This is a genomic window from Streptomyces sp. NBC_01296 (assembly GCF_035984415.1).
GTDB lineage: Bacteria > Actinomycetota > Actinomycetes > Streptomycetales > Streptomycetaceae > Streptomyces.
Genome location: NZ_CP130720.1, coordinates 2256218 through 2280505, shown reverse-complemented (window position 1 = coordinate 2280505; position 24288 = coordinate 2256218). Strand labels below are relative to the sequence as shown.

The window sequence follows — 24288 nt, the reverse complement described above, 5'->3', positions numbered from 1 at the left end:
CCCGGTCAGCGCATCTCGCGGACCGTCCGCGAGCCGAGGATCCCGATTCCCGTCACCGCCAGGACCACTGCCGAGAGGGCGAACATCGGGGCCGTGCCCGACTGGGCCAGGGCTCCGCAGACGATCAGGGAGAGCGGGGCCACCGCGTAGCCGATGACCATGTCCACCGAGATCACCCGGCTGAGCACCGCGCCGTCGATGGTGCGCTGGATCCAGCTGAGGCCGAAGACCCCCTGGAAGCCCATCCCGAAGCCCATCGCCAGGACCGTCGCGAGCGCGCCCGCCGTACTGCCGATCAGGCCGAGCAGGCCCGTGCCGATCGCGAGCCATCCCGCGAGCGCGGCGATCAGCAGGCCGATCCGGGGGCGGCTGCTCACCGCGCCGCCGACGAGGGTGCCCAGCATCGCCCCGCCGGCCAGCGCGCCGTTCAGCAGGCCGAGGGTGGTCGAGCCGCCGTGCAGGTCGACCTTGGCCAGGGTGGCGAAGCCGACGGTGAAGGGGCCCGCCTGGCAGAAGGTCACCGCCGCGTCGACGGCCAGGATCGTACGGATCCGCGGATCGTCGAACGCGTACCGCAGCCCGGCGCGGATCCGGGCGCCCAGCGAGAGCCCGGCCGCAGGGGCCGCCGCGCCCCCGGCCGCGGCGTCCGGCGCCGGGACTTGCGCCGGGCGGGGCAGCGGCCGGATCCTCGCGACGCACAGGCCGCAGAGGGCGAAGCACACCCCGTCGACGAGGAAGGCGACCGGGGCATCGGAGAAGGCCACCACCATGCCGCCGACGGCCGGGCCGAGCACGGCCGCCACCTTGGCGGCGACCGCCAGCAGGGCATTGGCGGGGGCCAGCTGCTCCTTGTCCACCACCGACGGCAGGATCGACGCCCGGGCGGGCTGGAAGAACGCGTCGACCGCGCCGAAGGCCGCGGCGGCGCAGCACAGCATCCACACCGTCAGGGATCCGGCCAGGCCGGCCAGGCCCACGCCGGCCATCAGGCCGGCCCTGGCCCAGCTGGAGAGCGTCATCAGCGTCCGCGAGGACCACTTGTCGCTGAGGGAGCCGCCGACCAGGGTGAGCAGGGCCCGCGGGACCGCCTGGAAGGCGAGGACGTAGCCGAGGGCCAGGGTGGACTGCGTGAGGCCGAGCGTGATCCAGGAGAAGGCGATGTAGCTGAACCCGTCGCCCAGCAGGGACAGGGACTGCCCCAGCCACAACAGGCGGAACGACGGCAGCCGGGCGGGGGCGCTCAGCCGGGTCCGCACGCCCACCAGGGTGGAAGCCATGAACAAAACCCCTTCGTAGGGCTGTCGGGACGCCGCCGGCCCGCCCTCGGGCGGCAGGTGGCCGGCAGCGGCCGTGGTCAGTAGCGGCCGTGGTCAGTAGCGGACGGGCAGGGCCGTCAGCGCGCGGTTGAGGAGGGAGAGCTGCCAGGTGTGCTGCTCCCGGCCGAGCAGCTCCAGGCCCGGGTACTCGCGTACGAGTACGTCGACCACCGCGCCGGCCACCAGCCGGGCGAACGCCGCCCCGATGCAGAAGTGCGCGCCGAAGCCGAACCCGAGGTGCGAGGCGCTGCCGCGCCGGACGCTGAAGAGGTCCGGATCGGCGAAGCGCGCCGGGTCCCGGTTGGCCGCCGCCGTGACCAGGAACAGCCGGTCCTCCGCGCGGACGGATCGCCCGTCGAGGTCGAAGTCCCGGGCGGCGGTGCGGATCGACATCTTCGACGGGCCGTCGAAGCGCATGGCCTCCTCCACCGCCATCGACACCAGCTGCGGGTCCTCCCGTACGGCCGCCAGCTGCTCGGGGTGCTCCAGCAGGGCCAGTACGGCGTTGACGATCAGGTTGCTGGTGGTCTCGCCGCCAGCGAAGGCCATCTGCGTCAGCATCCCGACGAACTCCTCCTCGCTGACCGACTTCCCGATCTGGCCGCCCGCCAGCACGGCGCTGATCAGATCGTCCTTGGGGTCGGCGCGGCGCTGTTTCACCAGGTCGGCGAGGTAGTCGTCCAGGTTGACCAGGGACTGGAGCGAGGTGCGGTACTCGCGCTCCTCCTGGGCGGCGCCCAGGACCAGGTCGCCCACCCGGGCGTTCCAGTACCAGAACGACGGGCCGTGCGCCTGCGGGACGCCCAGCCAGCGGGCGAAGACCAGCGCGGGCAGCGGCCGGGCGATGTCGGCGACCAGGTCCCCGATCCGGCCGGGGACGGCGCGGCGGGCGAGCATGGCGCGGGTGGCGCGCTCGACGAAGGCCCGGTAGCGGCCGATCGAGCGGGCCGCGAACTGCTCCTGGAACACCTGGCGCAGCCGCCGGTGCTGCGGGGCGTCGTTGAACACCATCCAGCGGGACAGGATCGCGAAGGCCCGCTCGGCGTCCTCGCGGGCGCCCTCCGGCACGGCGTCCATCAGCGGGCGCACCCGCTCGGCGGAGACCGCGGGATCGCGCAGGCAGTGCATCAGCTGGGCGTGCCCGGTGACGAGCCAGGCCCGGTGCATGGCGGACCAGTACACGGGGTCGTGGTCGCGCAGGGAGTTGAGGTACCCGTACGGGTCCGCGTTGACGGCGGGGTCGAGGAGGTAGCGCTCGGTGAAGGCGGCCGGCGGGCTCGCAGGTGTCACCGGGGCCGGCGGGGCGGCCGGCGGCGCGGTCCTCCCGGTGATCGGGCACACCAGGGCGCTCGTGTCCATGGTCGCGGTCGCGGTCGCTGTCGTGTGCGTGTTCGTGGTCAGGACGGTCATCGGCGTGCCTCCGACTGGATCCGGCCGAGCACACCAGCGGTCTTGTGCATCAGCCGTTCGGACATCATGGACATGTGGTCGCCTTCGGTGACGTGGACGGTCAGCCCGCCGAGCGCGATCTCGCGCCAGCGCTCGACGTAGGTCCGGAAGTCCACGTCCAGACCGGGCATCGGTTCGCCGTCGGGCAGTTCGGCGGCCGCGCTGCCCACCAGGAGGTGGACGTGGCCGGGGTAGGGGCGCAGGGCGTAGCCGGCCAGGGCGGTGAGCAGCGAGTGCCACACCTCGATGGGGGCGTGCTCCACCAGGGACGCCTCGCCGGGGCTCATTCCGGCGCCCAGCAGCAGGGCGGTCAGCTCGGCCACGGCCGCCTCCCGCTCCGCGGACGGCGCCAGCGCGCGGACGCGGTCGCGCATCCGCAGCCCCCGCTCCATGTCCCGGCCGACCGCGGCGAGGCGCTCGCGGGCCGCCGGGTGGGGCAGGTACGGCTCGATCAGCGTGAGCGGTGCGACGGTGTGACCGGCCTCGTGCAGCTGGGTGGCCATCTCCAGGGCGATGTTGGCGCCCATGGACCAGCCGAGCAGGTCGTGCGGGCCGTGCCCCCCGTGGGCGGCCATCTCGGCGGCGTAGTTGGCCGCGATGCCGGCGATGGTGGTCGGGTCCACCCCGCCGAGCAGGCCCCGGGCCTGGAAGGCCCGGACCGGCTGCCCGGCCGGGAGGGCCCGGGCGAGCGGTACGTACCAGGCGCCGCTGCCGCCGCTGGGGTGCACGCACCACAGGGGGGCGCCGTCGCCCTCGCGCAGCCGGACCTCGGAGGTGACGGCCCGGGCCTTCGCCCCGGCCTCCGTCCCGGCCTCCGCCTCGGCCGGCCTCTCCCCGGCGGCCTGCGCCGCCGCCTCCGTGGCCCGGGCGGCGAGCCGGGCGATCGTCGGCAGTTCGAGCAGGTCCCGTACGGAGACGCTCACACCGCGGGCGGCGGCCTGCGCGGCGACCCGCACGGTGGAGAGGGAACTCCCGCCGAGGGCGAAGAAGTCGTCGTGGACACCGACCTGGGAGATGCCGAGGACCGTGCGCCACACCTCGGCGAGCACCACCTCGGCCGGCGTGCCGGGCGCGACGTAGTCGGTGGCGCTGTGCAGGCGGTCGGCCGAGGGCAGCGGCAGGGCCTTCTTGTCGATCTTCCCGCTGCTGTTGACCGGCATCGCGTCGAGGAACACGAACCGCGCGGGGACCATGTACGCGGGCACCCTGGCCCGCAGCGCCTGGCGGAAGGGCTCGACGACGGGCTCCACGCCCGCCTCCGGCACCACGTACGCCACCAGCGCCGGCTCCGGCAGGTCCCGTCGCAGCAGGACCACCGCCTGCTGCACCTCGGGCAGTTCCCGCAGCCCGTGCTCGATCTCGCCCAGCTCGATGCGGAATCCGCGCAGTTTCACCTGGCTGTCCCGGCGGCCGAGGACCTCCACGGCGCCGTCGGGCAGCTGGACGCCGATGTCTCCGGTGCGGCACAGCCGGCCGCCGGGGGCGCCGTAGGGGTCGGGGACGAACGCGGCGGCGGTCAGGTCGGGGCGGTTCACATAGCCGCGGCCGATGGCCCGCCCGCCGAGGTAGACCTCGCCCTGCACCCCGACGGGAACGGGCTGCAGGTCCTCGTCGAGTACGTAGACCTGGGTGTTGCGCATCGGCCAGCCGATCGGCGGCCGCTTGCAGTCGGGCTTGAGGAGGGTGGAGACGGACCACACGGCCGTCTCGGTGAGCCCGTAGACGTTGTAGAACCGCCGTCCGCCCGCCCATTTCTGGGCCAGTTCGGCGGGGCACGCCTCGCCGGCCACCTGGAGGATCCGCAGTGCGGGGAAGCGGTCCTCGCCGAGGGCCGCCAAGGCGCTCGGGGCCAGCATGGCGACGGTGATTCCGTAGTCGAGCAGGGTGTTCGCCAGGTCGGCGCCGGCGCGCAGGGCCTCCCGGGGCGGAGTGCACAGCTGGGCGCCGTTCGCCAGGGCCCACGTCAGGTCCATGATCGAGACGTCGAAGCTGAGGGAGGCGAACTGGAGCACCCGGTCGGCCGGGGTCACGGGGAACAGGTCGCGCTGTCCCTCCAGCATGTTGGTCAGGCTGCGGTGCTGGATGGTGACGCCCTTGGGCGTGCCCGTGGAGCCGGAGGTGTAGAGGACGTAGGCGGCGTTGTCCGCGGTGACGGCGGGCGCCGGAGCGGGGACCCCGATCGGATCCGCCCAGGTCGCCGGATCGTCCACGACCAGGGTCGGGCCGTCGAACGGCACCTTCCCGAGCAGCGAGGACTGGGTGATCAGCACCGGCATCCCGCTGTCCCGGGCGATGAACTTCAGCCGGTCGGACGGGTGCTGCGACTCCAGCGGCAGGAACGCGCCGCCCGAGCGGAGCACACCGAGCACGGCCCGGACCATCTCCGGACCCCGGTCGAGGCAGATCCCGACCGGCACCTCGGGGCCGACCCCGAGCGCGCGCAGCCGGTCCGCCAACTGCCGTACCGAGGAATCCAGTTCGCCATACGTGACCTCCTGCCCGCCCTGGCGGACGGCCACCGCGTCGGGCGTGCGCACGGCGTGCTCGGCCACGCACTCGTGGAACATCAGCGGGGTGTTGGGCAGTTCGGGCCCGCGGCCCCACTCCTCCAGCGCCCGCATCCGTGCCTCGCCGCCCAGCACCGGGGCCGTGACCGGAGCCTGCGGCCGCGCGGTCATCGCCTTCAGCACCCCGCACATCAGGTCGGCGAGCTGCTCGGCGGTGGCCGGGGCCAGGTGGTCCGGATCGACGTCGAGGGTGAAGGACTCCACGCTCGCGTTGAGCATCAGCGGGAACGCGGTACGGGCGATCTCCAGCGAGTCGTCCCAGCTGTCCCCGGAAAGCCGGTGGAAGTTGACGTAGTTGAACAGGGTGTCCGCCAGGCTCGGCTCCCCGGGCCGCAGCTGCGCGAGGCGGGCCAGCGGCACCCTGCGGTGCGGCAGCATCTCCTGCTCTGCGGCGAACGCCGCCTTCAGGTACTCCAGCCAGCTGCCGCGGGGGCGCCGGACGCCGAACGGCACGGTGTTGAGGAACAGCCCGCGCATCCGGTCGGCGCCGGGCACCTCGGGCCGGCCGTTGGTGACCAGGCCGACCGAGTGCCCCTCGGCGGAGCCGTCCCGCTCGGCGAACAGGCTCATGGTGTGGTGGAACGCCGTCAGCAGGACGGTGCGGCGGGGCACCCCGGCCAGCCGGGCCAGCCGGCCGATCGGCTCGGCGAGGGAGGCGTACGAGCGGCGCACCTCGTGGACGAACTGCCCGCCGTCGGAGGCCTCCGTACCGCGCCGGGTGAACCGGATCGGGCTCAGGTCGGCCAGCGCCGAGCGCCAGTACGCCAGGCCCTCCTCGTCGACGAGCGCGGCCCGCTCCAGCGCGACGTACTCGGCGTACGGGGGCGCCGGCGGCAGCTGCGGGGTCCGGCCCTGCGCCACGGCCTGCCGGTGCAGGTCGAGCAGGTCCGCGATCAGAGAGGTCAGGCTCCAGCCGTCGAGCACCACGTGGCAGTCGGTGAGCGTGAGGCGCAGCTCCCGGTCGGTGAGCCGGTGCAGGTGGATGCGGACCAGGGGCGGGGCGGCCAGGTCGAAGCGCCGGGCGAACTCCGCGTCGACGTACCGCCGTACGGAGGCCCACTGCTCCTCGTGCGGGAGACCGCGCAGATCGCTGTAGCCGACCGGGAGTTCGGCGGTGCGGTGCACCAGCTGGAGCGGCTCGGAGAAGGACACCAGGTCGATGGAGGACCGCAGGATGCTGTGGCCGCGGACGACCGTGTCCACCGCCGTCCGGAAGGCGGCGAGGTCGAAGCCCTCCGGCACGGTGATCTTGAGGTCGGTGACGTTGTGGTAGGCGCCGCGGCCCGGGTCGGCCAGCATCTCGTGCAGCATCCCGGCCTGGAGCATGGTCAGCGGGTACGCGTCGTCGAGCCCCTGCGGCAGCCGGGCCGCGTCGGCCGCATCCAGCTGGGAGAACGGCTCCACGGGCGCGGGGCCGGTGTCGTCGGCCGCCTCGGTCGCCAGCGCCGCGAGATCGCCCAGGGTGCGGGCCCGGAACAGGTCCGGGACGCTCAGGCCCAGCCCGGCGGAGCGGGCCTGGCCGATGACGCGAAGGGCCAGCATCGAGTCGCCGCCCAGGTCGAAGAAGTTCGCCGTACGGCTGATCCGCTCGGCGCCCAGGACGTCCGACCAGATGCGGACCAGTGCCTCCTCGGTCGCTCCGGCCGGCGGGACGTGCCCGGCGGGCGCGGCGGCCCCGTCGGCGGCCACCGCCACCAGGGCCGTGCGGTCCACCTTGCCGTTGGCGGTGATCGGCAGCTCCGGATGCCGCACGAACAGCGCGGGCACCATGTACTCGGGCAGCGTGAGGCGCAGCCGGTCGCGCAGGTCCGGCGCGTCCAGCGGCCGGCCCTCGGTCAGCACCACGTGGGCGACCAGGCGGGCGCCGCCGTGCGCATCGGGCCGGGCCACCACCGCGGCGTCCCGTACGCCGGGCAGGGCGCGCAGTGCGGTCTCGATCTCGCCGGGCTCGATGCGGAATCCGCGGATCTTCACCTGGTGGTCGGCGCGCCCGGCGTACGCCAACTGCCCGTCGGGCAGCACCCGTACGAGATCGCCGGTGCGGTACATCCGGGTCCCGGCCGGACCGAAGGGGTCGAGGGGGAAGCGCTCGGCGGACAGCTCCGGCCGGTTGCGGTAGCCGCGGGCGACGCCGCCGCCGGCCACGTACAGCTCGCCCACGGTGCCGTGCGGCACCAGCCGGCCCGCCCGGTCCAGGACGTAGCCGTGCTGGCCGGCCAGGGGGCGGCCGATCGGCGAGTACACGGGGGAGACCGTGTCCTCCTCGGTGATCAGCCGGAACGTGACGTGCACGGTGGTCTCGGTGATCCCGTACATGTTCACCAGCGCGGGCCGCCCGCCCTCGGGCCCGGCGAACCAGTCGCGGTAGTCGCGGGCGTCGAAGGCGTCACCGCCGAAGACCACGGTGCGCAGCGCGAGGGCGCCGAATTGCTCGCCCTGCTGGGCCAGATGGGCCCGCAGCCCCTTGAACGCGGCCGGGGTCTGGTTGAGCACGGTGACGCGCTCGTCGCGCAGGACGGCGTGGACGGCGGCGGGGTCGCGGACCTCGTCCTCGGTCAGCACCACCACGCGGCCGCCGGAGGCCAGCGGAGCCCACAGCTCCCAGACGGAGAAGTCGAACGCGGGGGAGTGCAGGAGCGTCCACACGTCGTCGGCGCCGAAGTCGAAGTGGCGGTCGGCGGCGCCGAGCAGCCAGGCGAGGTTGCCGTGGGTGATCTCGACGCCCTTGGGCTGCCCGGTCGAGCCGGAGGTGTAGATGACGTACGCGAGACTCTCCGCTCCGGGGAGCACGGCGGGGAGGGGGTCCCCGGAGTCGTCGGCCGGGTCGGCAGTGGGGCTCTCGAGCGGGATCACGCCCACCGGCAGCCCCTCCACCGCCGCACGTCCCACGGCATCGGCGACCACCCACTCCACCCCGGCGTCGCCGACGGTGTACTCCCGCCGGGCCCGCGGGTGGGCGGGGTCCAGCGGCAGGTACGCCGCACCCGCCCGCCATACGCCGAGCAGCGCGACGGCCAGGTCGACCGAGCGGCCCAGGCAGACGCCGACCAGGGACTCCGGGCCGATGCCCGCGGCCCGCAGCCGCCGGGCCAGGGCCATGGAAGCCGCGTCGAGTTCGGCGTACGTCAGGCTGCGGCCGCCGCCGCAGACGGCCACGGCGGTGGGGGCCAGCCGGATGTGCTCGGCCAGGCGCTCCAGCGCGAGCCGGGGTGCCGGCTCGGGTACGGCGCCCGCCAGCGGGCGGTTCGCCGGGCCGTCGGGGCCGAGCAGCGCGGCGCGCTCGTCGGCGGTGAGCAGGTCGGCCATGCCGAGCGGCACGTCCGGGGCCTCGGCGAAGGCCCGCAGCACCGCGACGGTGTGCTCGGCCAGCCGGGCCACGGACGCCGCGTCGAACAGGTCGGGGCGGTAGACGAACCGGAGCCGGATGCGGTCCGCGTCCTCGCTGACGTCCAGCGTCAGGTCGAACTTCGCGGTGGTCAGGTCGATGGGGAACGCCGTCCCCGTCGCGGCGCCGAGGGCGTACGCACCCTGCCGCGCGGCGGCGGAGTGCGAGAACAGCACCTGGAACAGCGGGTTGCGCGAGAGGTCCCGCTCGGGGCTCAGCTCGTCGACGACCCGCTCGAAGGGCAGGCTCTGGTGGGAGAGGGCGCCCAGGACGCTCTCCCGGGTACGGGCGAGGAGCTGCGCCGAGGTCGGGTCGCCCGACACATCGGTGCGGATCACCAGGGTGTTCACGAAGAACCCGACCAGCTGCTCGATCTCCGGGCGCTCCCGGTTGGCGACGACGGTGCCGATCGCGATGTCGTCCTGGCCGCTGTGGAAGGCCAGCGCCGCCTGGAACGCCGACATGAGGGTCATGTACGAGGTGGTGTCGGCCCGGCGGCCGAGCTCGGCCAGGGCGGCCGTCAGCGGCTCGGGGAGCTCCACCGCGTGCACGGCGCCGGCGGAGCTGCGCACGGCCGGCCGCGGGTGGTCGGTGGGCAGTTCGAGCGGGGTCAGGCCGGAGAGGGCCGTACGCCAGTAGTCCAGTGCGGTGCTCTCGTCGGCCTCGCGCTGCCAGTGCGCGTAGTCGGTGTACTCGACCGGTGGTGCGGCGGGGCGCGGGGGCCGGCCCTGGCTTCTGGCGCGGTAGCAGGCGCTCAGGTCGCCGGTCAGGAGGTCCAGCGACCAGCCGTCCGAGACGATGTGGTGCATGGCCAGGACGAGTACGTGGTCCTCGGCGGCGATCCGCAGCAGGGTGGCCCGGAACGGGGGCGCCGCGGCCAGGTCGAAGGGGCGCAGCGCCACCTCCCGTACGGCCCCGGCGACCGCGTCGGGGCCGGCGTCGCGCACCGCCGGGGGCAGGTCGACCACGTCCAGGCCGGGTGCCTCGGCGGCGGCGAGCACGTGCTGGGCCGGTACGCCGTCCTCGTGGGTGAACACCACGCGCAGCTGCTCGTGGCGGCTGACGAGGTCCCCGATGGCGGCGCTCAGCGCGGCCGAGTCCAGCGGGCCGGTGAACCGCCAGGCCGCGGGCATCAGGTACTCGACGCCGCCGGGGTCGAGCTGGTCGAGGAAGTACAGACGCTGCTGGGCGGCCGACAGCGGGGCCTGCGCGGGGCGCGGGTCGAGCCGGGGGATGCCGGCGGGCGCGGCGGCGGCCTTGCCGCGCAGGCGCATTTCGAGGAGCCGGCGGGCCGCGGGGGAGAGACCGCCGGGGGTGCCGGAGGGCGCGGCGGCGGAAGCGGTGGCGGAGGGTTCGACCTGTGCAGTGGTCATCGCAAGTGCCGTCCAATCAAGGCTGGGATCGAGGCGGGGATCGAGGCTCGGATCGCGGCGGCGATCAGAACTCGGAGGTCAGGGACAGGTCGATCTCGTCGTCGCTCATCGAGGAGATCTGGTCGATGAGCTGTCGTTCCACTTCCATGGCGAGCAGTTCGACCGTCGGGTGGTCGAACAGGTCGCGTACCTGGATCGGGCAGTCGAACGCGGTGCGCAGGCGGGACGCGGCCGCCACGGCGCGCAGCGAGTGGCCGCCGAGGGCGAAGAAGTCCTCCCGGATTCCGACCTCGGGCAGGCCCAGGACCTCGGCCCAGATCTGGGCCGTCACCACCTCGGTCGGGGTGCGCGGCGCGACGGACGCGGCCGGCGCGGGCAGTTCCGGGTCGGGCAGGGCGGCGGTGTCCACCTTGCCCTGCACGGTCCGGGGCAGGGCGTCGAGCAGGACGAACGCGGCGGGCACCATGTAGCCGGGCAGCAGGGTCCGGCACCAGGCGGCCAGCGCCTCGGCGTCCGGGCCGCGGCCTTGGCCGGCCGCGTAGCCGACGAGGGCGCGCTCGCCCCGGAGTTCCCTGACCAGGACCGTCGCGGCGTGCACGTCCGGGTGCTGCTCGAGGACGGCCTCGATCTCGGCGGGTTCGATCCGGAAGCCGCGGATCTTGACCTGGTCGTCGGTGCGGCCGAGGAACTCCAGCTCCCCGCAGGCCCGTCGGCGGACCAGGTCGCCGGTGCGGTAGAGCCGCCCGCCGGCGCCGCCGTACGGGTCGGGTACGAACCTCTCGGCCGTGAGGGCGGGCTGCCCGAGGTAGCCGCGGGACAGCTCCGGGCCGCCGATGAGCAGTTCGCCGGGCACCCCGACGGGGACGAGCCGGCCGAGGGCGTCCACGACGTACGCCCGGCGGGAGCCCAGCGGCCTGCCGATCGCCACCCGGCCCTCGACGGGCGCGGTGACGATGTGGGCGGTGGCGGAGATGACCGCCTCGGTCGGGCCGTACGTGTTGACGACCGGCACGTCGGGCAGGTGCGCGAACCAGCGGGCCAGCGGCGCCGAGGGCAGTGCCTCCCCGCCGGTGACCAGCAGCCGCAGGCTCTTGAGGTCCCCGGCGACCGTGTCGAGGCGGGCGACGATCTCCTCCCAGTAGGCGGGGGTGGCCTCCATGACCGTGACGCCCCGGGTGCGGACGGCCTCGGCGAGCTCCTCCACCGACCACACCTCGTCCGGGCGGACCAGCACCGAGGCGCCGGCTCCGAGGGCGGGCAGCACCTGTTCCAGGGAGGCGTCGAAGGAGAAGGAGGCGAAGGCGAGGACGCGGTCCTCGGCCGTGATGCCGAAGAGCTCGCGGGCCGCGGCGGCGTGCGCGCCCAGCGCATGGTGTTCCACGCCGACGGCCTTGGGGCGGCCGGTGGAGCCCGAGGTGAAGATGACGTAGGCGAGGTCGTCGGGAGCGGGGGTGTGGTGCGGTGCGTCCGGATCGGGCACGACGGTGTCGACGGAGACGGTCCGCGGCCCGAGCCCGGCGGCCAGTGCGTGGGTCGAGGCGTCGCTGAACACGCTGTGCACGCCCGCCTCGGCGCACATGAACCGCAGCCGCTCCTGCGGCAGCCGGGGGTCGAGCGGTACGTAGACCCCGCCCGCCCGCCAGATCGCGGCCATCGCGGCGACCGAGGCGATGCCGCGGCGCAGGCACACGCCGACCGGGGTGCCGGGTCGTACGCCGGCGGCGGCCAGGGCGCGGGCCAGCCCGCCGGTCAGGCCGTCCAACTCGCCGTAGGTCAGGCTCTCGTCCCCGCAGAGCAGGGCGACGGCGTCCGCAGCGCCCGACACGGTGAACGGCGCCGCCGGGGCGGCCGCCGTGGAGCCCGCGGCCCCGGCCAGCTCCTCGTACTCCGCGGCGGACAGCAGCTCCAGCCGCCCGACGGCCTGCTCCGGATCGGCCACCACCGACGCCAGCACCCGGCCCACGTGCCCGGCGAACCGGGTGACCGTGGCGGCGTCGAAGAGATCGCTCGCGTACTCCACGTTCAGCGCGAAGCGGTCCGGATAGAGCAGGAAGGCGGCGGTCAGGTCGAACTTGGCGGAACCCCACGGCAGGACGAAGTGCTCCACGTCGAGGCCCTCGACCCGCGGCCCGCCGGCGGCGCTCTCCTGTACGTCGAACATCACCTGGAACAAGGGGTTGCGGGACGGGTCCCGCTCCGGCCGCAGCTGCTCCACCAGCCGCTCGAACGGCACCTCCTGGTGGTCGAAGGCCCCGAGCACCGACTCCCGGACCCGGCCCAGGAACTCCGTGAACGAGGGCTCGCCGGACAGGTCCCCGCGCAGCACCACCGTGTTCACCAGCAGCCCCACCAGCCCCTCCAGCTCGACCTGGCCGCGGCCCGCGACGGGGGTGCCCACCGCCACGTCCTGCTGTCCGGACCAGCGGCCCAGCACGATCTGCAGCACGGCCAGCAGCACCGTGAACCGGGTCACCCCGTGCCGCCGGGCCAGCTCGCCGAGCGCGCTCTCCAGCTCCTTCGGCAGGTCGATCTCGACCGCGCCGCCCCGGCCCGACCAGCCCGCCGGGCGCGGCCGGTCCGTCGGCAGCTCCAGTACGGGCACGCCGGCCAGGGCCCGCTCCCAGTACGCCAGCTGCCGCTCCAGCACCTCGCCGGCCATCCGGTCGCGCTGCCAGACCGCGAAGTCCCCGTACTGGACGGGTACGGGCGGCAGTTCGGCCGGCCGCCCGGCCACCCGGGCGGCGTACGACTCCGCGAGCTCGCCGATGATCACGTCCTTGGACCAGCCGTCGGTCGCCGCGTGGTGGAAGGCGATGACGGCCACGTGGTCCTCGGGGTCCAGCTCCCACACCCCCGCCCGCAGCAGCGGCGGCCCGGCCAGGTCGAAGCGGCGGGTGGCGTAGGGGACGGCCACCTCCCGGAGCCTGGCCAGTCGTACGGCCTCGTCGTCCCCGGGCGGGGCCGACTGCCACACCAGCGGTACGCGGACCCCGTCGACCACCCGCTGCGCCGGGCGGCCGTCCACCTCGACCAGGGCGGTCCGCAGCGCCTCGTGCCGGGCCACCACCTCGTTGAGGGCGCCCTGCCAGGCGTCCCGGTCGAGCCCGCCGCGCATCCGCCAGGAGAACCAGAGCACGTACTCGTCGCCGACGTCGGACATGCGGTCCAGGAACCACATCCGCTCCTGCGCGAACGACAGCGGCAGCAGCCCCGAGCGGTCCACCGGGACGACGCTCGCGGCGCCCGCCTGCCGGGCGGCGGCCACCAGCGGGCCGAACTCGCGGATGCGGGGGTTCTCGAACAGGGTGCGCAGCTCCACCTCGCGGCCGAGCCGCTCGGCGATCCGGGACACGGCCATGGTGGCGAGGAGGGAGTGGCCGCCCAGGTCGAAGAAGCTGTCGTCGATGCCGACCCGGTCGACGCCGAGCACCTCGGCCCAGATCTCGGCGACCACCCGCTCGGTGGCGTCGCGCGGCGCGATGAACTCGGCGCCGCCCGCGGCCGCCCGGTCCCGCTCCGCCCGCTCCCCGTCCGGCCGGGCGGCGGGCAGGGCGGCCCGGTCGAGCTTGCCCGAGGCGTTCACGGGCAGCGCGTCGAGCGCGACGAAGTCCGCGGGCACGGCGTAGTGCGGCAGCCGCCCGGCGCAGAAGGACCGCAGGACGGCGGACTCGACCGGGCCACCGGGGCCGGCCACCACGTAGCCGGTCAGGCTCTTGCCGCCCTGGGCGTCCGCACCGACGGCCACCGCGGCGGCCACCACGCCGGGGCACTGCGCCAAGACCGCCTCCACCTCGCCCAGTTCGATGCGGAAGCCGCGGATCTTGACCTGGTCGTCGGTGCGTCCGAGGAACTCCAGCTCCCCGGACGGCAGTCGGCGGACCAGGTCGCCGGTGCGGTAGAGCCGGCCGCCGTCTCCGCCGTACGGATCGGGCACGAACTTCTGAGCGGTGAGAGCGGGTTGGCCGAGGTAGCCGCGGGCCAGCTCCGGGCCGCCGATCAGCAGCTCGCCGGGCTCGCCGACCGGCACGAGCTCGCCGTGCACGTCGGCCACGTACGCCCGGCGGGAGCCCAGCGGCCGCCCGATCGGCACCCGGCCGGTGTTCCCGGCCGCGCCGATCTCGTGCGCGGTGGCGGTGACGGTGGTCTCGGTCGGGCCGTACGCGTTGAGCACCCGTACCTGCGGGGCCCGCGCCAGCCAGGCCGCCAGGGCCGCGGCCGGTACGGACTCCCCGCCGAGCACCAGCAGGCGCAGCGGGGCGAGCAAGGCCGCGGTCCGGTCGGTGAGCGAGAACGCCAGCTCGGTCCAGTACGTGGGCGGCAGGTTCAGGACGGTGATCCCGTGCCGCTCGACCACCGAGGGGAGCTGCGCGGGCAGCCACTGCTCGTCCGGCCGGACCACCAGGGCGGCCCCGCAGCCGAGGGCGGTCAGCAGCTGGTCCAGCGAGGCGTCGAACGAGAAGGACGAGAAGGCGAGCACCCGGTCCCGGGCGGTGATCCCGAACTCCTCGCGGACGGCGGCCACATGGGCGGCGATCGCCCCGTGCTCGATGCCGACGGCCTTCGGGCGGCCGGTGGAGCCCGAGGTGAAGATGACGTAGGCGAGGTCCCGCGGGTCGGGGGTGTGGTGCGGGGCGGCGGCGTCGGGCCCGGCGTCCTCCACCCGGAGCACCTGCGGGCCGAGCGCGCCGGCGAGCCGCGCGGTCGCGGCATCGGCGAGCACGCAGTGCAGACCGGCCTCGGCGGCCATGAACCGCAGCCGCTCCTCGGGGAGCGCGGGATCCAGCGGTACGTAGACCCCGCCGGCCCGCCAGATCGCGGTCATCGCGGCCACGGACCGGATCCCGCGCTTCATGCACACCCCCACCGGGGTCCCCGGGCCGGCGCCCGCCGCGCGCAGGGCCGTGGCCAGGCCGCCGCCGAGCGCGTCCAGTTCGCCGTAGCGCAGGGTCTCCTCCCCGCAGACCAGGGCCACCGCATCGGGCTCGCCCGCGACGCTGAACGGCTCCGCGGCCGCCGGCGCGGTGCGCCCCGAGCCCGCCATGGCGACCAGGCGCCGGAGCTCCTTGCCGGGCAACGGCGCCAGGCGTCCGGCGAGTTCGGCCACCGGGGTCCCCGGCGAGGCCGTCACCGCACGCAGGAGTTCGACGTAGCCCTCGGTGAAGCGGACCATCGTGCTCTCGTCGAACAGGGCCGTGGAGTACTGGAGCCGGGCCGCGATGTCCCCGTTGGCGCGCAGGCTCAGGTCGAGGAACACGTCCAGCGGCGTGCCCGTCAGCGGGGTCCGTACCAGCGCCACGTCCAGCTCGTCCAGACGGGCCGCCGAGGGCACGGTGTTGAGCAGGGTGAAGGAGGCCTGCGCGAGGGGGTGGCGGGACAGGTCGCGCTCGGTGACCACCTCGCCGACCACCCGGTCGAACGGGGCCTCGGAATGCGAGAAGTCCCGCAGGGCCCCCGACCGGACCCGGCTCAGCAGGGCGGCGAAGCTCGGCTCGCCGGACAGGTCGGTGCGCAGCACGATCGTGTTCACGAACGGGCCGATCAGACCGGCCACTTCGGCGCGCCCGCGGTCGGCCAGGGTGGTGCAGACCGCGATGTCGGAGCGGCCGGAGTAGCGCCCCAGCAGGGCCTGGTACACGGCGAGCAGCAGCATGTAGCGGGTCGCGCGCTGCTCACGGGCCACCCGGTCGACCTCGGCGACCAGCCCGGCCGGCAGCTCGAAGCGGACCACGTCCCCGGAGCCCTCCCAGAACGCCGGCCGGGGCCGGTCCGCGGGCAGCGCGAGCGGGGAGACCCCGGCCAGCCGCTCGCGCCAGTACCCGAGCAGCCGCTCCATGCGCGGTCCGCCCAGCCGCTCGGCCTCGGTGCGGGCCACGTCGGTGTACTGCAGGGCGGGCGCGTCCACCGCCTCGCCCCGGTAGCCGGCGTCCAGTTCGCGCAGCAGCACGTCCCACGACCAGCCGTCCACCGCGATGTGGTGGACCACCAGCAGCAGTACGTGCTCGTCGGACCCGAGGCGGGCGAGCGTCGCCCGCAGCGGGTGCTCCTTCGCCAGGTCGAGGGGGCGCGCCAGCTCCCGGTCGAACAGCTCGGCGGTGCTGCCCGCCTCCACCCGCGCCAGCCGGGTGCGGCCCGCCGGGTCCACCACGGGTACGGGCTCCCCGTCGACGGCCGTGAACCGCGTGCGCAGCACCTCGTGCCGGTCCACGATGCCGGCCAGCGAGCGCTCCAGGGCCGGGACGTCGAGGGCGCCGCGGATGCGCAGGGCCAACGGGAGCAGGGACTCGGCGGAGCCTCCGGTGAGCTGGTCGAGGAACCACAGCCTGCGCTGCGCGAACGACACTCCGTCACCGTCACGGACGACGTCGCCGGCTTCGCTGCCGTGCCTCGCCGCTCCGCCGTGCGCTGCGACAACCTTCACTGTGGGCCTCCAAGCGGTGTTTTCCTCAACACTGCTGGCTGCGGAGATCCGTCAGTAGGGAAGAAGACGCAGCCGCGCACGCAGCCGCCGGGGGGTAAAAAGCGCAAACGGCGGCGCCGCACGGTGTCGGTCTGCCGTGCGCGCCGCCGTCGTACGCGTCGCTCCACAGGGGCGGCCGGGCCGCTGCGCTCAGCCCTCGTCCACCGCCACGAAGCGCAGCTCGGAGGTGTACGCCTCGCCCTGGTCGTCGGTCAGCCAGGCCTGTTCGGGGCTCGGCAGCATCTCGGTGAACACGGCCCGGCCCCCGGGCTCCTTGCGGGCCATCCTGCGGACCGCCTTGGCGAGGATGTTGACGTACACCGGGCTGTCGAAGTCCACGTAGAACGGGCGGGTCTCGGTCGGCAGCACCACGAACACGAACCGCGGCAGCTCGCGCCGCTCCCGCCACTGCCGGGCCCGTACGAACCGGCGCGCCTCGTCCTTCTCCTCCGCGAAGTCCATGTCCGACGGGGGCAGCCGCCAGGTCTCGCGGGCCACGACGAGGCGGTCCACCGTGACCCGGGGGGAGTGGTCGGCCGCGTCCGGCAGGATCTGGAACAGGTCCATCGCCAGGGTGGTCAGCACGTGCGAGAACACGTCCACCGCGGGGAACGCGGACCCGTCGGGCAGGACCACCGCCAGCTCGCCGTCCGCCCGTTCGGTCACCGCCACGTCGGCGCTGAGCACCGTACGGGGCCGGCCCGGATCGGCGGTGAAGTCGACGAGGGCGACGTAGTAGTCCTCGGGGCGGACCAGGGAGTGCCGGATCCGCGCCGACAGCCGCGAGCGGTGCTCCTTGGGCAGCAGCGGCATCAGCCGGGGGCCGGGATGGTCCCGGTCGGTGAGCCCGAGCAGCTCCTCGGCGTCCGGGTGCTGGTGGACGAACAGCGAGGCGCCCAACGTGTTGGCGGCGACGTGCAGTTCACCGAGGACCAGCTCGAAGTCACCCCGGGCCACGGCCTGTTCCCCGGCCGCGGCGATCATGATGTCGGGGCTGAGGTAGCGGGCGGCGGTCCAGCCGCCGCCCGGGCCGCCGAACTGCTCGGCGACGGGCCCCGCGACGGCCTCCAGCGGCAGCCTGACCCGGCGGGTGCCCGGCGGCGGCGCCAGGATCGCGTCCCAGCGCCGGCGGAACTCCTGCTGGAGCTCGGCGGATTCCGCACGGGCGGCGCCGTGCAGGATCGGCATGCAGGCGAACCAGAACGCGGCCAGGTCGACCGGCCCCTGCGCGGCCAGCCGGCGGTACACCTCCCGGGCCCGGCCCATCACCGCGTCGGCGAGCCGGGCGGTGAGCCAGCCGGCGCTGGTCAGCAGCGGGTCCAGCGGGGCGAGGGCCTCGTGCACGGTCCGCCCCAGGGTGGCGGTCGCCGCCCGCCGGCAGTCGGAGTACACCAGGGCCCGGCAGGGCGCCGTACCGGCCGCCTTCTCGCGTACGGCGGCGGTCTCGGTCAGCGCGACGAACTCGCCCTCCAGGTCCGTCAGCGCGGTGACCAGGGCCTCGGGCCCGGCCGCCTCCGCCACCCGGTCCCGGCCCCGTTCCAGGGCGTCCAGGGCGGCCAGTCCGGGTGCGCGCAGCTCCGCGTCCCCGACCCGGTCCAGCCAGGCCCGCAGGTACCGCTCGGGGCGGGCGCCGGCGGGCACCTCCAGCTTCCACACCACCCACCGGCGGGCGACCAGGTCGGCCAAGGCCGCGGACACGTCCACATCCGGCAGCGCGGCGCGGATCTCCCGGGCGGGCCGTACGCCGTCGCACAGCGCGAGCACGGCACGCGCCTCCTCGGCGAGGGCCTGGCGCGGGCGGCCCGGCACCGTCACGTCCGTCCCGGACTGGCGGACGAACGGCACGCGCCGGGGCGCCACCCACTCCCGCAGCTCCGGGCCGGTGTCGATCCGCGCGGCCAGGGCGTCGATCGCCCAGCTGGCGAAGTACACCTCCGATCCGGCGATCAAACCGGTGCCGGGGGCGCCGGCGTCGACGCGGACGCCCTGCGCGGACAGGTCCCAGCGGCCCCAGCCGACGGGGCCGAAGAACCCGATGGTGTCGTTCTTGACGCAGAACCGCTGCCAGTAGTGGGCGACCAGCTCCTCGCGCTGGCGGGGCATGCTGGTACGGCCCGCCGCGGTCGGCGTCCAGTTCAGGAAGGGCGTGATCCCGGAGCCGAGGACCGGGCGGTTCTGCCAGGCCACCGCCTCCCGGAAGGCGGGCATCCGGGCGATCTCCTGGAGCGTGTGCGCCACCTCCACCTGGGCGTCGGCGAACAGGGCGGTGAACTCCCCCCACCGCTCCCCGGCCAGGGCGGCCGGGCCCTGGCCGGGCTCGAACTTGTCGGCGGCCGCGGCCAGCCCGTCCGGGGCCAGCCGCAGCACGCCCCCGGCCGCAAAACCCGCCCCGCGCAGGGCGAATTGATCCCACAGCCGCCAGCGGCCGCCGGGCACGTAGGTATCGGTCATGGCCGGCCCCTCATGCCCGGACGAAGTCGGCGTGGACGACGTCGGCGAGGTCCGCGGGCGAGGGGTAGGCGAAGACCAGGGCCACCGGGACCTCTGCCCCGAGTGCCTCCTCGAGCCGTGCGGTGATCCGGAACGCGGTCAGCGAATCGCCGCCCCATTCGTAGAAGTCGCTCTGCTCGTCGAGGTCGGCCACTCCCATGGTCTCGCGGTAGATGGAGACGACCAGCTCGGTCAGGGCGGCGCCGGTCAGCTGCGCGGTCGGGTGCTCGGTCTCGGTCACGGTCGTGGTCATGAGATCTCCTCCAGGAGCGAACGGGTGGTGGGGGTGGTGTGAGACGTCGGGGTGGTGCGGGTGGTGCGGGCCGTGCGGGCCGCGTGCGGGGGTCGTTCGGTACGGGAAGCGGTGGGGGCCGCGGCGGCTGCCGCGGCCGCCGTCAGGGCCGCCGTGGTGTTGCCGCCGGAGACGACGGCGACGGCGCGGCCGCTCCCGCGACCCGCCCGCATCGCCCCGGCCAGCGCGACCGCGCCGGACGGCTCGGCCTCGATCCCGCGCCGCCGCAGCAGCGCGGCCGCGGCGAGGATCTCCGCGTCGGACACGGTGACCAGGTCGTCGACCCGGTCCCGGATGACCGGATACGGCACCGCCCCCGGCTGCTGGCCGCGCAGCCCGTCGGCGACGGTGTCACCGGGCGCCAGCCGTACGGGGTGCCCCGCGGCCAGGGACCGGGCGTAGCGGGGGCTGCCGGCGGGCTCGACGCCCACCACCCGCACCGGATGCCCGTACGCGGCGAGGCACACCCCCGCGAGCAGCCCGCCCCCGCCGGTCGGCACGTACACGGTCTCTGCGTCGGGCACCTCGGCGAGGATCTCCAGGCCGACCGTGCCCTGCCCGGCGACCACCAGTTCGTGGTCGGAGGAGGGCACGAGGACCGCGCCCGTCTCCTCGGCCAGCGCCCGCGCCCGGGCGTCGCGCTCGGCGACACCGCCCGGCACGCCGAGCGTCCGCCCGCCGAGCGCCCGGATCAGGGCGATCTTCGCGGGGTGCGCCCCGCCGGCCAGCACCACGGTCACCTCGGCGCCGAGCGCGGCCGCCAGGCGGGCCAGCGCGATGCCGTGATTGCCGGAGGAGCCGGTGACGATCCGCCGGGCCCCCAGCGCCAGGACCGCATTGGCGGCCCCGCGCAGCTTGAACGAGCCGCCGTACTGGAGGTGTTCGGCCTTCAGCAGCAGCCGCCGGCCCGTCCGGTGGAGGTCGGGCGCGGGCAGCCCCGGCAGCAGCGGGGTACGCCGGACGTGCCCGGCGATCCGCGCGGCCGCGGCCGCCACGTCGGCCGGGCCGAGCGGGGCGCGCACGGCGCCGGCCGGCCCGCCGGACGTGACGGGCGCGGCAGGCGCCGCAGGTGCGGTGGTCATGACCGGCCTCCCGTCTGCGAGAGGGCACGGCGGTCGGCCTTGCCGCCGCGGGTGGTGGGCAGCTCCGCCAGCCGCACGAACCGCCGCGGCATCAGGTGCGGGGGCAGGCCGACGGCCAGGTGCGCGCGCAGGGCGGCGTCGGTGGTGCCCGCCAGGTCCCCCGTGACGTGGGCGACGAGGAACACCCGCCCCTGCGCGTCGCTCTCGCTGGTGACGACCGCCCCCGTGACCCCGGCATGGGACAGCAGAGCCCCCTCCACCTCGGCCGGGTCGACGCGGTAGCCGCGGATCTTCACCTGCCGGTCACCGCGCCCCAGGTACTCCAGCCCGTCGGGACCCGTCCGGGCCAGGTCGCCGGTCCGGTACATCCGCGCCCCGGGCGGACCGAACGGGTCCGGTACGAAGCACTCGGCCGTACGGGCGGGCCGCCCGCGGTAGCCGCGGGCCACGCCCGCCCCGCCGATGTAGACCTCCCCGGTGTCCCCGTCGGCCACCGGGGACATCCCGGCGTCCAGGAGGCGTACGGCCACGCCGTCGATCGGGGTGCCGACGGTGTCGCTCAGGACGTCCGGCCGGGCCGGCACGGCGTACCGGGTCGAGGTCATCGTGCACTCGGTCGGGCCGTACTGGTTGACCAGGCTGCCCCGGACCAGCGGCCGCCCCCCGGCCGCCAGGAACGGCCGCAGCGACTCGCCGCTGGAGACCACCAGTCGGACCCCGGCGAGCAGCCGGGCCCCGTTCGGCTGCCCGGCCAGGAACGACAGGAACGACGGGGTCGTGCTCAGCAGCGCGTTCACCCCGTGCTCGCGGACCACGGCGCCGAACTCCTCGGGCCGCAGCAGCGCCGAGCGCGGCACCACCACCAGCCGCCCGCCCGCCAGCAGCGGGGCGAAGGTGTCCCGCAGGGACGCGTCGTAGCCGAGCGGGGCGAGCTGGAGGGCCACGGTGTCGGGCCCCAGCCCGTAGTCGCGGGCGATGAAGCGCAGGTACGAGTCCAGTCCGCGGTGCTCGACCAGCACGGCGCTGGGCTCCCCGGTGCTCCCGGAGGTGTGGCTGACGTACGCGAGCGAGCGCTCGCCGAGCGGCCCGCCCGGCCCCCCGTCCGCGCCGGCCGCGCTCCCGGGCCGGTCCAGCAGGACGGGCGGCCCCGGGACCGGCAGGTCGAGCCCGCCCGCCAGGGCCGAGGCGGTCACCAGCAGCTCCGCGCCGCCGCTGCGGGCCAGCGCCGCCAGCCGGGCGGGCGGCTGCTCCGGGTCCAGGCCCAGGAACGCCGCGCCGCAGCGCACCACGGCAGCCGGTGCCACCACGGCGTCCACGCCGCGTTCCACGGCCACCGCGCACACCGTCTCCGGCCGGGCGCCGCGGGCCCGCAGCACCGCCGCCAGGGCGTCGATGCGGGCGGTGAGCTCCGCGTACGTCACCTCGCCGGCGGGGGTGGTGACGGCGACCCGGTCCGGATCGAGGGCGGCGTGCGCGGCGATGTCGTCGACGAAGGTCCGCATCACGCGCTCCCGTCCGCGGGCCGCGAGAGGTCGGTGACCGTCCGGTCGACGGCCACGAAGCGCAGCTCCGAGGTGAACGTGTCGCCCTGGTCGTCGGTCAGCCAGGCCTGCTCCGGGGTGGGCAGCATCTCGCTGATCTTCAGTTTGGCCCCGGGGTCCTTGCGGGCCAGCCGGCGTGCGGCCTTCGCGAGGATGGTCAGGTACACCGGGCTGTCGAAGTCCACGTAGAACGGCCGGGGTTCGGTCGGCGAGACCACGAACACGAACCGGGGCAGGTCGTGTTCCTCGCGCCAGTGCCGGGCCCGTACGTACCGCTTCGCCTCGGACTTCTCGTCGGCGAAGGCCAGTTCGGTCGCCGGGAAGGCCCAGGTCTCGCGCGCCACCACCATCTTGTCGATGCTGATCCGCGGCGTGTGGTCGCCCTCGGGGCGCAGCGTGAACCGGTCCATGACGCGCTGCGTCAGGGTGTTCGCGTACACGTCGAGCAGGTCGAACGCGGCCCCGTCGGGCAGCACCGCCATCAGCCGGCCGTCCCGGTCCTCCACCGCGACGTCGGCGCACAGGACGGTGCGCGGGCGGTGCGGGTCGCCGGTGTCGTCGACCAGCGAGACGTAGTAGTCCTGCGGCCGGTCCAGCGAAGGCCTGCTGCGCGTCGACCACTTCAGCGGCAGCTCCTTGGGCAGCATCGGCAGCAGTCGCGGCCCGGGGAAGTCGCGGGTGGTCTCCGCGATCAGCTCGTCCCGGTCGGGGTGCTGGTGGACGAAGAGCGAGGCGCCCATCGTGTTGAGCGCGCTGTGCATCTCGCCCAGCACCATTTCGAAGTCGCCGCGGGCCACGGCGTCCGCGTTCTCCGCGAGCAGCAGCACGTCCGGGCTGAAGTAGCGGGCCAGCGACCAGCCCGCGCCGGGCTCCTCGAACTCCGCCCGCACCTGCTCGGCGATGTCCGCCGAGGACACCCTGACCCGGCGCGCTCCCTCGGGCACGGCCAGGATCCGCGCCCATTTCGCGCGCAGCTCCGCCTGGACGGCGTCGAGGTCCCGGCCCGCCTCCGGGTACGGGGAGGGCAGGCAGCCCAGCCACATCGACCCCAGGTCCACCGGGCCGGCCGCACGCAGCCGCTCGTACACCTCGCGCAGCCGCGCCCCGACCCGCTCGGCGAACCGGTTGGTCAGCCAGCGGGCCGCGGTCAGGCACTGTGCGAGGGGGGTGAGCTCGTCCAGCAGGGCGGTGCCGAGGGTCGCGGTCGCCGCGCGCCGCGCGTCCGAGTACACGAGCCCCCGGCAGGGCGCGGTCCGCGCGCCCTTGGAGCGCTGTGCGTCGGTGGCGGTCAGCGCCGCGAAGTCGGCCTCCAGGGCGCCGATCGCCGAGGTCAGCGCCTCGGCGTCGAGGCCGGCCGCCTGGACGGCGTCCCGTCCGCGCTCCAGGACGGCGAGCTTCTCCAGGGCCGGGTCTCGCAGGGCCGGATCGCCGATCCGCTCCAGGACGGTCCGCAGCTCCCGCTCCGGGTAGGTGCCCGTCGGCACGTCGAGGCGCCAGTGCACCCAGCGCTTGGCCAGCAGCCACTGCACGGTCTCGGTCGCCTCCGCCACCGGGATCCCCAGTGCCTCGGCGATCGCGGCCACGGGCCGGGTCCCGTCGCACCGGTCCAGTACGGCGCGGGCGCTCTCGCCGATGGGCTGCGGCGGCCGGCCCGGCAGATGCACGGACAGGCCCTCGGCCCGTACGAAGGACACCCGGCGCGGGGGTATCCACGCCCGCAGCGCGGGGTCCGCGTTCAGCGACTTGGCCAGGGCGTCGATGGCCCAACTGGCGAAGTAGACCCGAGAGTCGGCGAGGAACCCGCCGGCGCCGGGGTCCACCCGTACCCCGTCCGTGGCGAGATCCCAGCGCCCCCAGCCGACGGGGCCGAAGAACCCGATGGTGTCGTTCTTGACGCAGAACCGCTGCCAGTAGTGGGCGACCAGTTCCTCGCGCTGGCGGGGCATGCTGGTCCGACCCGCCGCGGTCGGCGTCCAGTTCAGGAACGGCGCGATGCCGGTGCGCAGCACGGCCGGGTTCTGCCAGGCCACGGCGGCCCGGAAGCGCGGTGAGGCCGCGATGTCCTGGAGCAGCTCGGCGGTGCGGACCGCGCCGGTGTCGAAGGCCCCGGTGAAAGCCTCCCAGTCCGGGCCGGCGAGGGTGTCGCCCGGCCCGAACTTGTCGGCGGCCAGGGCGAGTCCGGGCGGAGCCATGCGCAGGACCCCCTCGGCCGGGAAACCCGGGCCGCGGAGTGCGAAGTGCTCCCACAACCGCCACCCGCCGGTGGGCAGGTGCACGGTCTCTGGGGTGTCCGACATGGCGGAGCTCCTTCCAGCCTGATGGGGTGGCGTGGCCGG

At 75.1% G+C, this 24288-nt stretch carries 9 protein-coding genes; all 9 read right to left on the bottom strand.

From position 1 onward, the window contains the following. Window positions 1-5: 5 nt before the first annotated feature. Window positions 6-1277, bottom strand: a complete 1272-nt coding sequence (locus OG299_RS10465) for an MFS transporter (protein WP_327361333.1) — start codon at window positions 1275-1277, stop codon at window positions 6-8. A 93-nt stretch (window positions 1278-1370) separates the two neighbouring features. Further along, window positions 1371-2726: a cytochrome P450 gene (locus tag OG299_RS10460; RefSeq protein WP_327361332.1), complete on the bottom strand. Its 1356-nt coding sequence runs from the start codon at window positions 2724-2726 to the stop codon at window positions 1371-1373. Continuing rightward, a complete protein-coding gene (locus OG299_RS10455) occupies window positions 2723-10090 on the bottom strand; it encodes a non-ribosomal peptide synthetase (protein ID WP_327361331.1) in 7368 nt (2455 codons plus the stop codon). Before OG299_RS10455 ends, OG299_RS10460 begins: the two co-directional genes overlap by 4 nt. A gap of 64 nt (window positions 10091-10154) precedes the next feature. Continuing rightward, window positions 10155-16508: a non-ribosomal peptide synthetase gene (locus OG299_RS10450; RefSeq protein ID WP_327361330.1), complete on the bottom strand. Its 6354-nt coding sequence runs from the start codon at window positions 16506-16508 to the stop codon at window positions 10155-10157. Between the two features lie 189 nt (window positions 16509-16697). Beyond that, on the bottom strand, window positions 16698-18998 hold the full coding sequence (locus tag OG299_RS10445) for a lantibiotic dehydratase (protein WP_327361329.1): 2301 nt from the start codon (window positions 18996-18998) through the stop codon (window positions 16698-16700). 10 nt (window positions 18999-19008) lie between these two features. Continuing rightward, entirely contained in the window at window positions 19009-19290 is a 282-nt protein-coding gene (locus OG299_RS10440; RefSeq protein WP_266634273.1) for an acyl carrier protein, read from the bottom strand. Beyond that, window positions 19287-20411, bottom strand: a complete 1125-nt coding sequence (locus OG299_RS10435; RefSeq protein WP_327361328.1) for a threonine ammonia-lyase — start codon at window positions 20409-20411, stop codon at window positions 19287-19289. The genes OG299_RS10440 and OG299_RS10435 overlap by 4 nt, the downstream gene beginning before the upstream one ends. Continuing rightward, window positions 20408-21913 (bottom strand): amino acid adenylation domain-containing protein, encoded by a 1506-nt coding sequence (locus OG299_RS10430; protein WP_327361327.1) that lies wholly within the window; start codon window positions 21911-21913, stop codon window positions 20408-20410. The genes OG299_RS10435 and OG299_RS10430 overlap by 4 nt, the downstream gene beginning before the upstream one ends. Next, window positions 21913-24249 carry a lantibiotic dehydratase gene (locus OG299_RS10425; protein ID WP_327361326.1) on the bottom strand — a complete coding sequence of 779 codons (2337 nt, stop codon included), beginning with the start codon at window positions 24247-24249 and terminating at the stop codon, window positions 21913-21915. Before OG299_RS10425 ends, OG299_RS10430 begins: the two co-directional genes overlap by 1 nt. Between the last annotated feature and the right edge of the window lie 39 nt (window positions 24250-24288).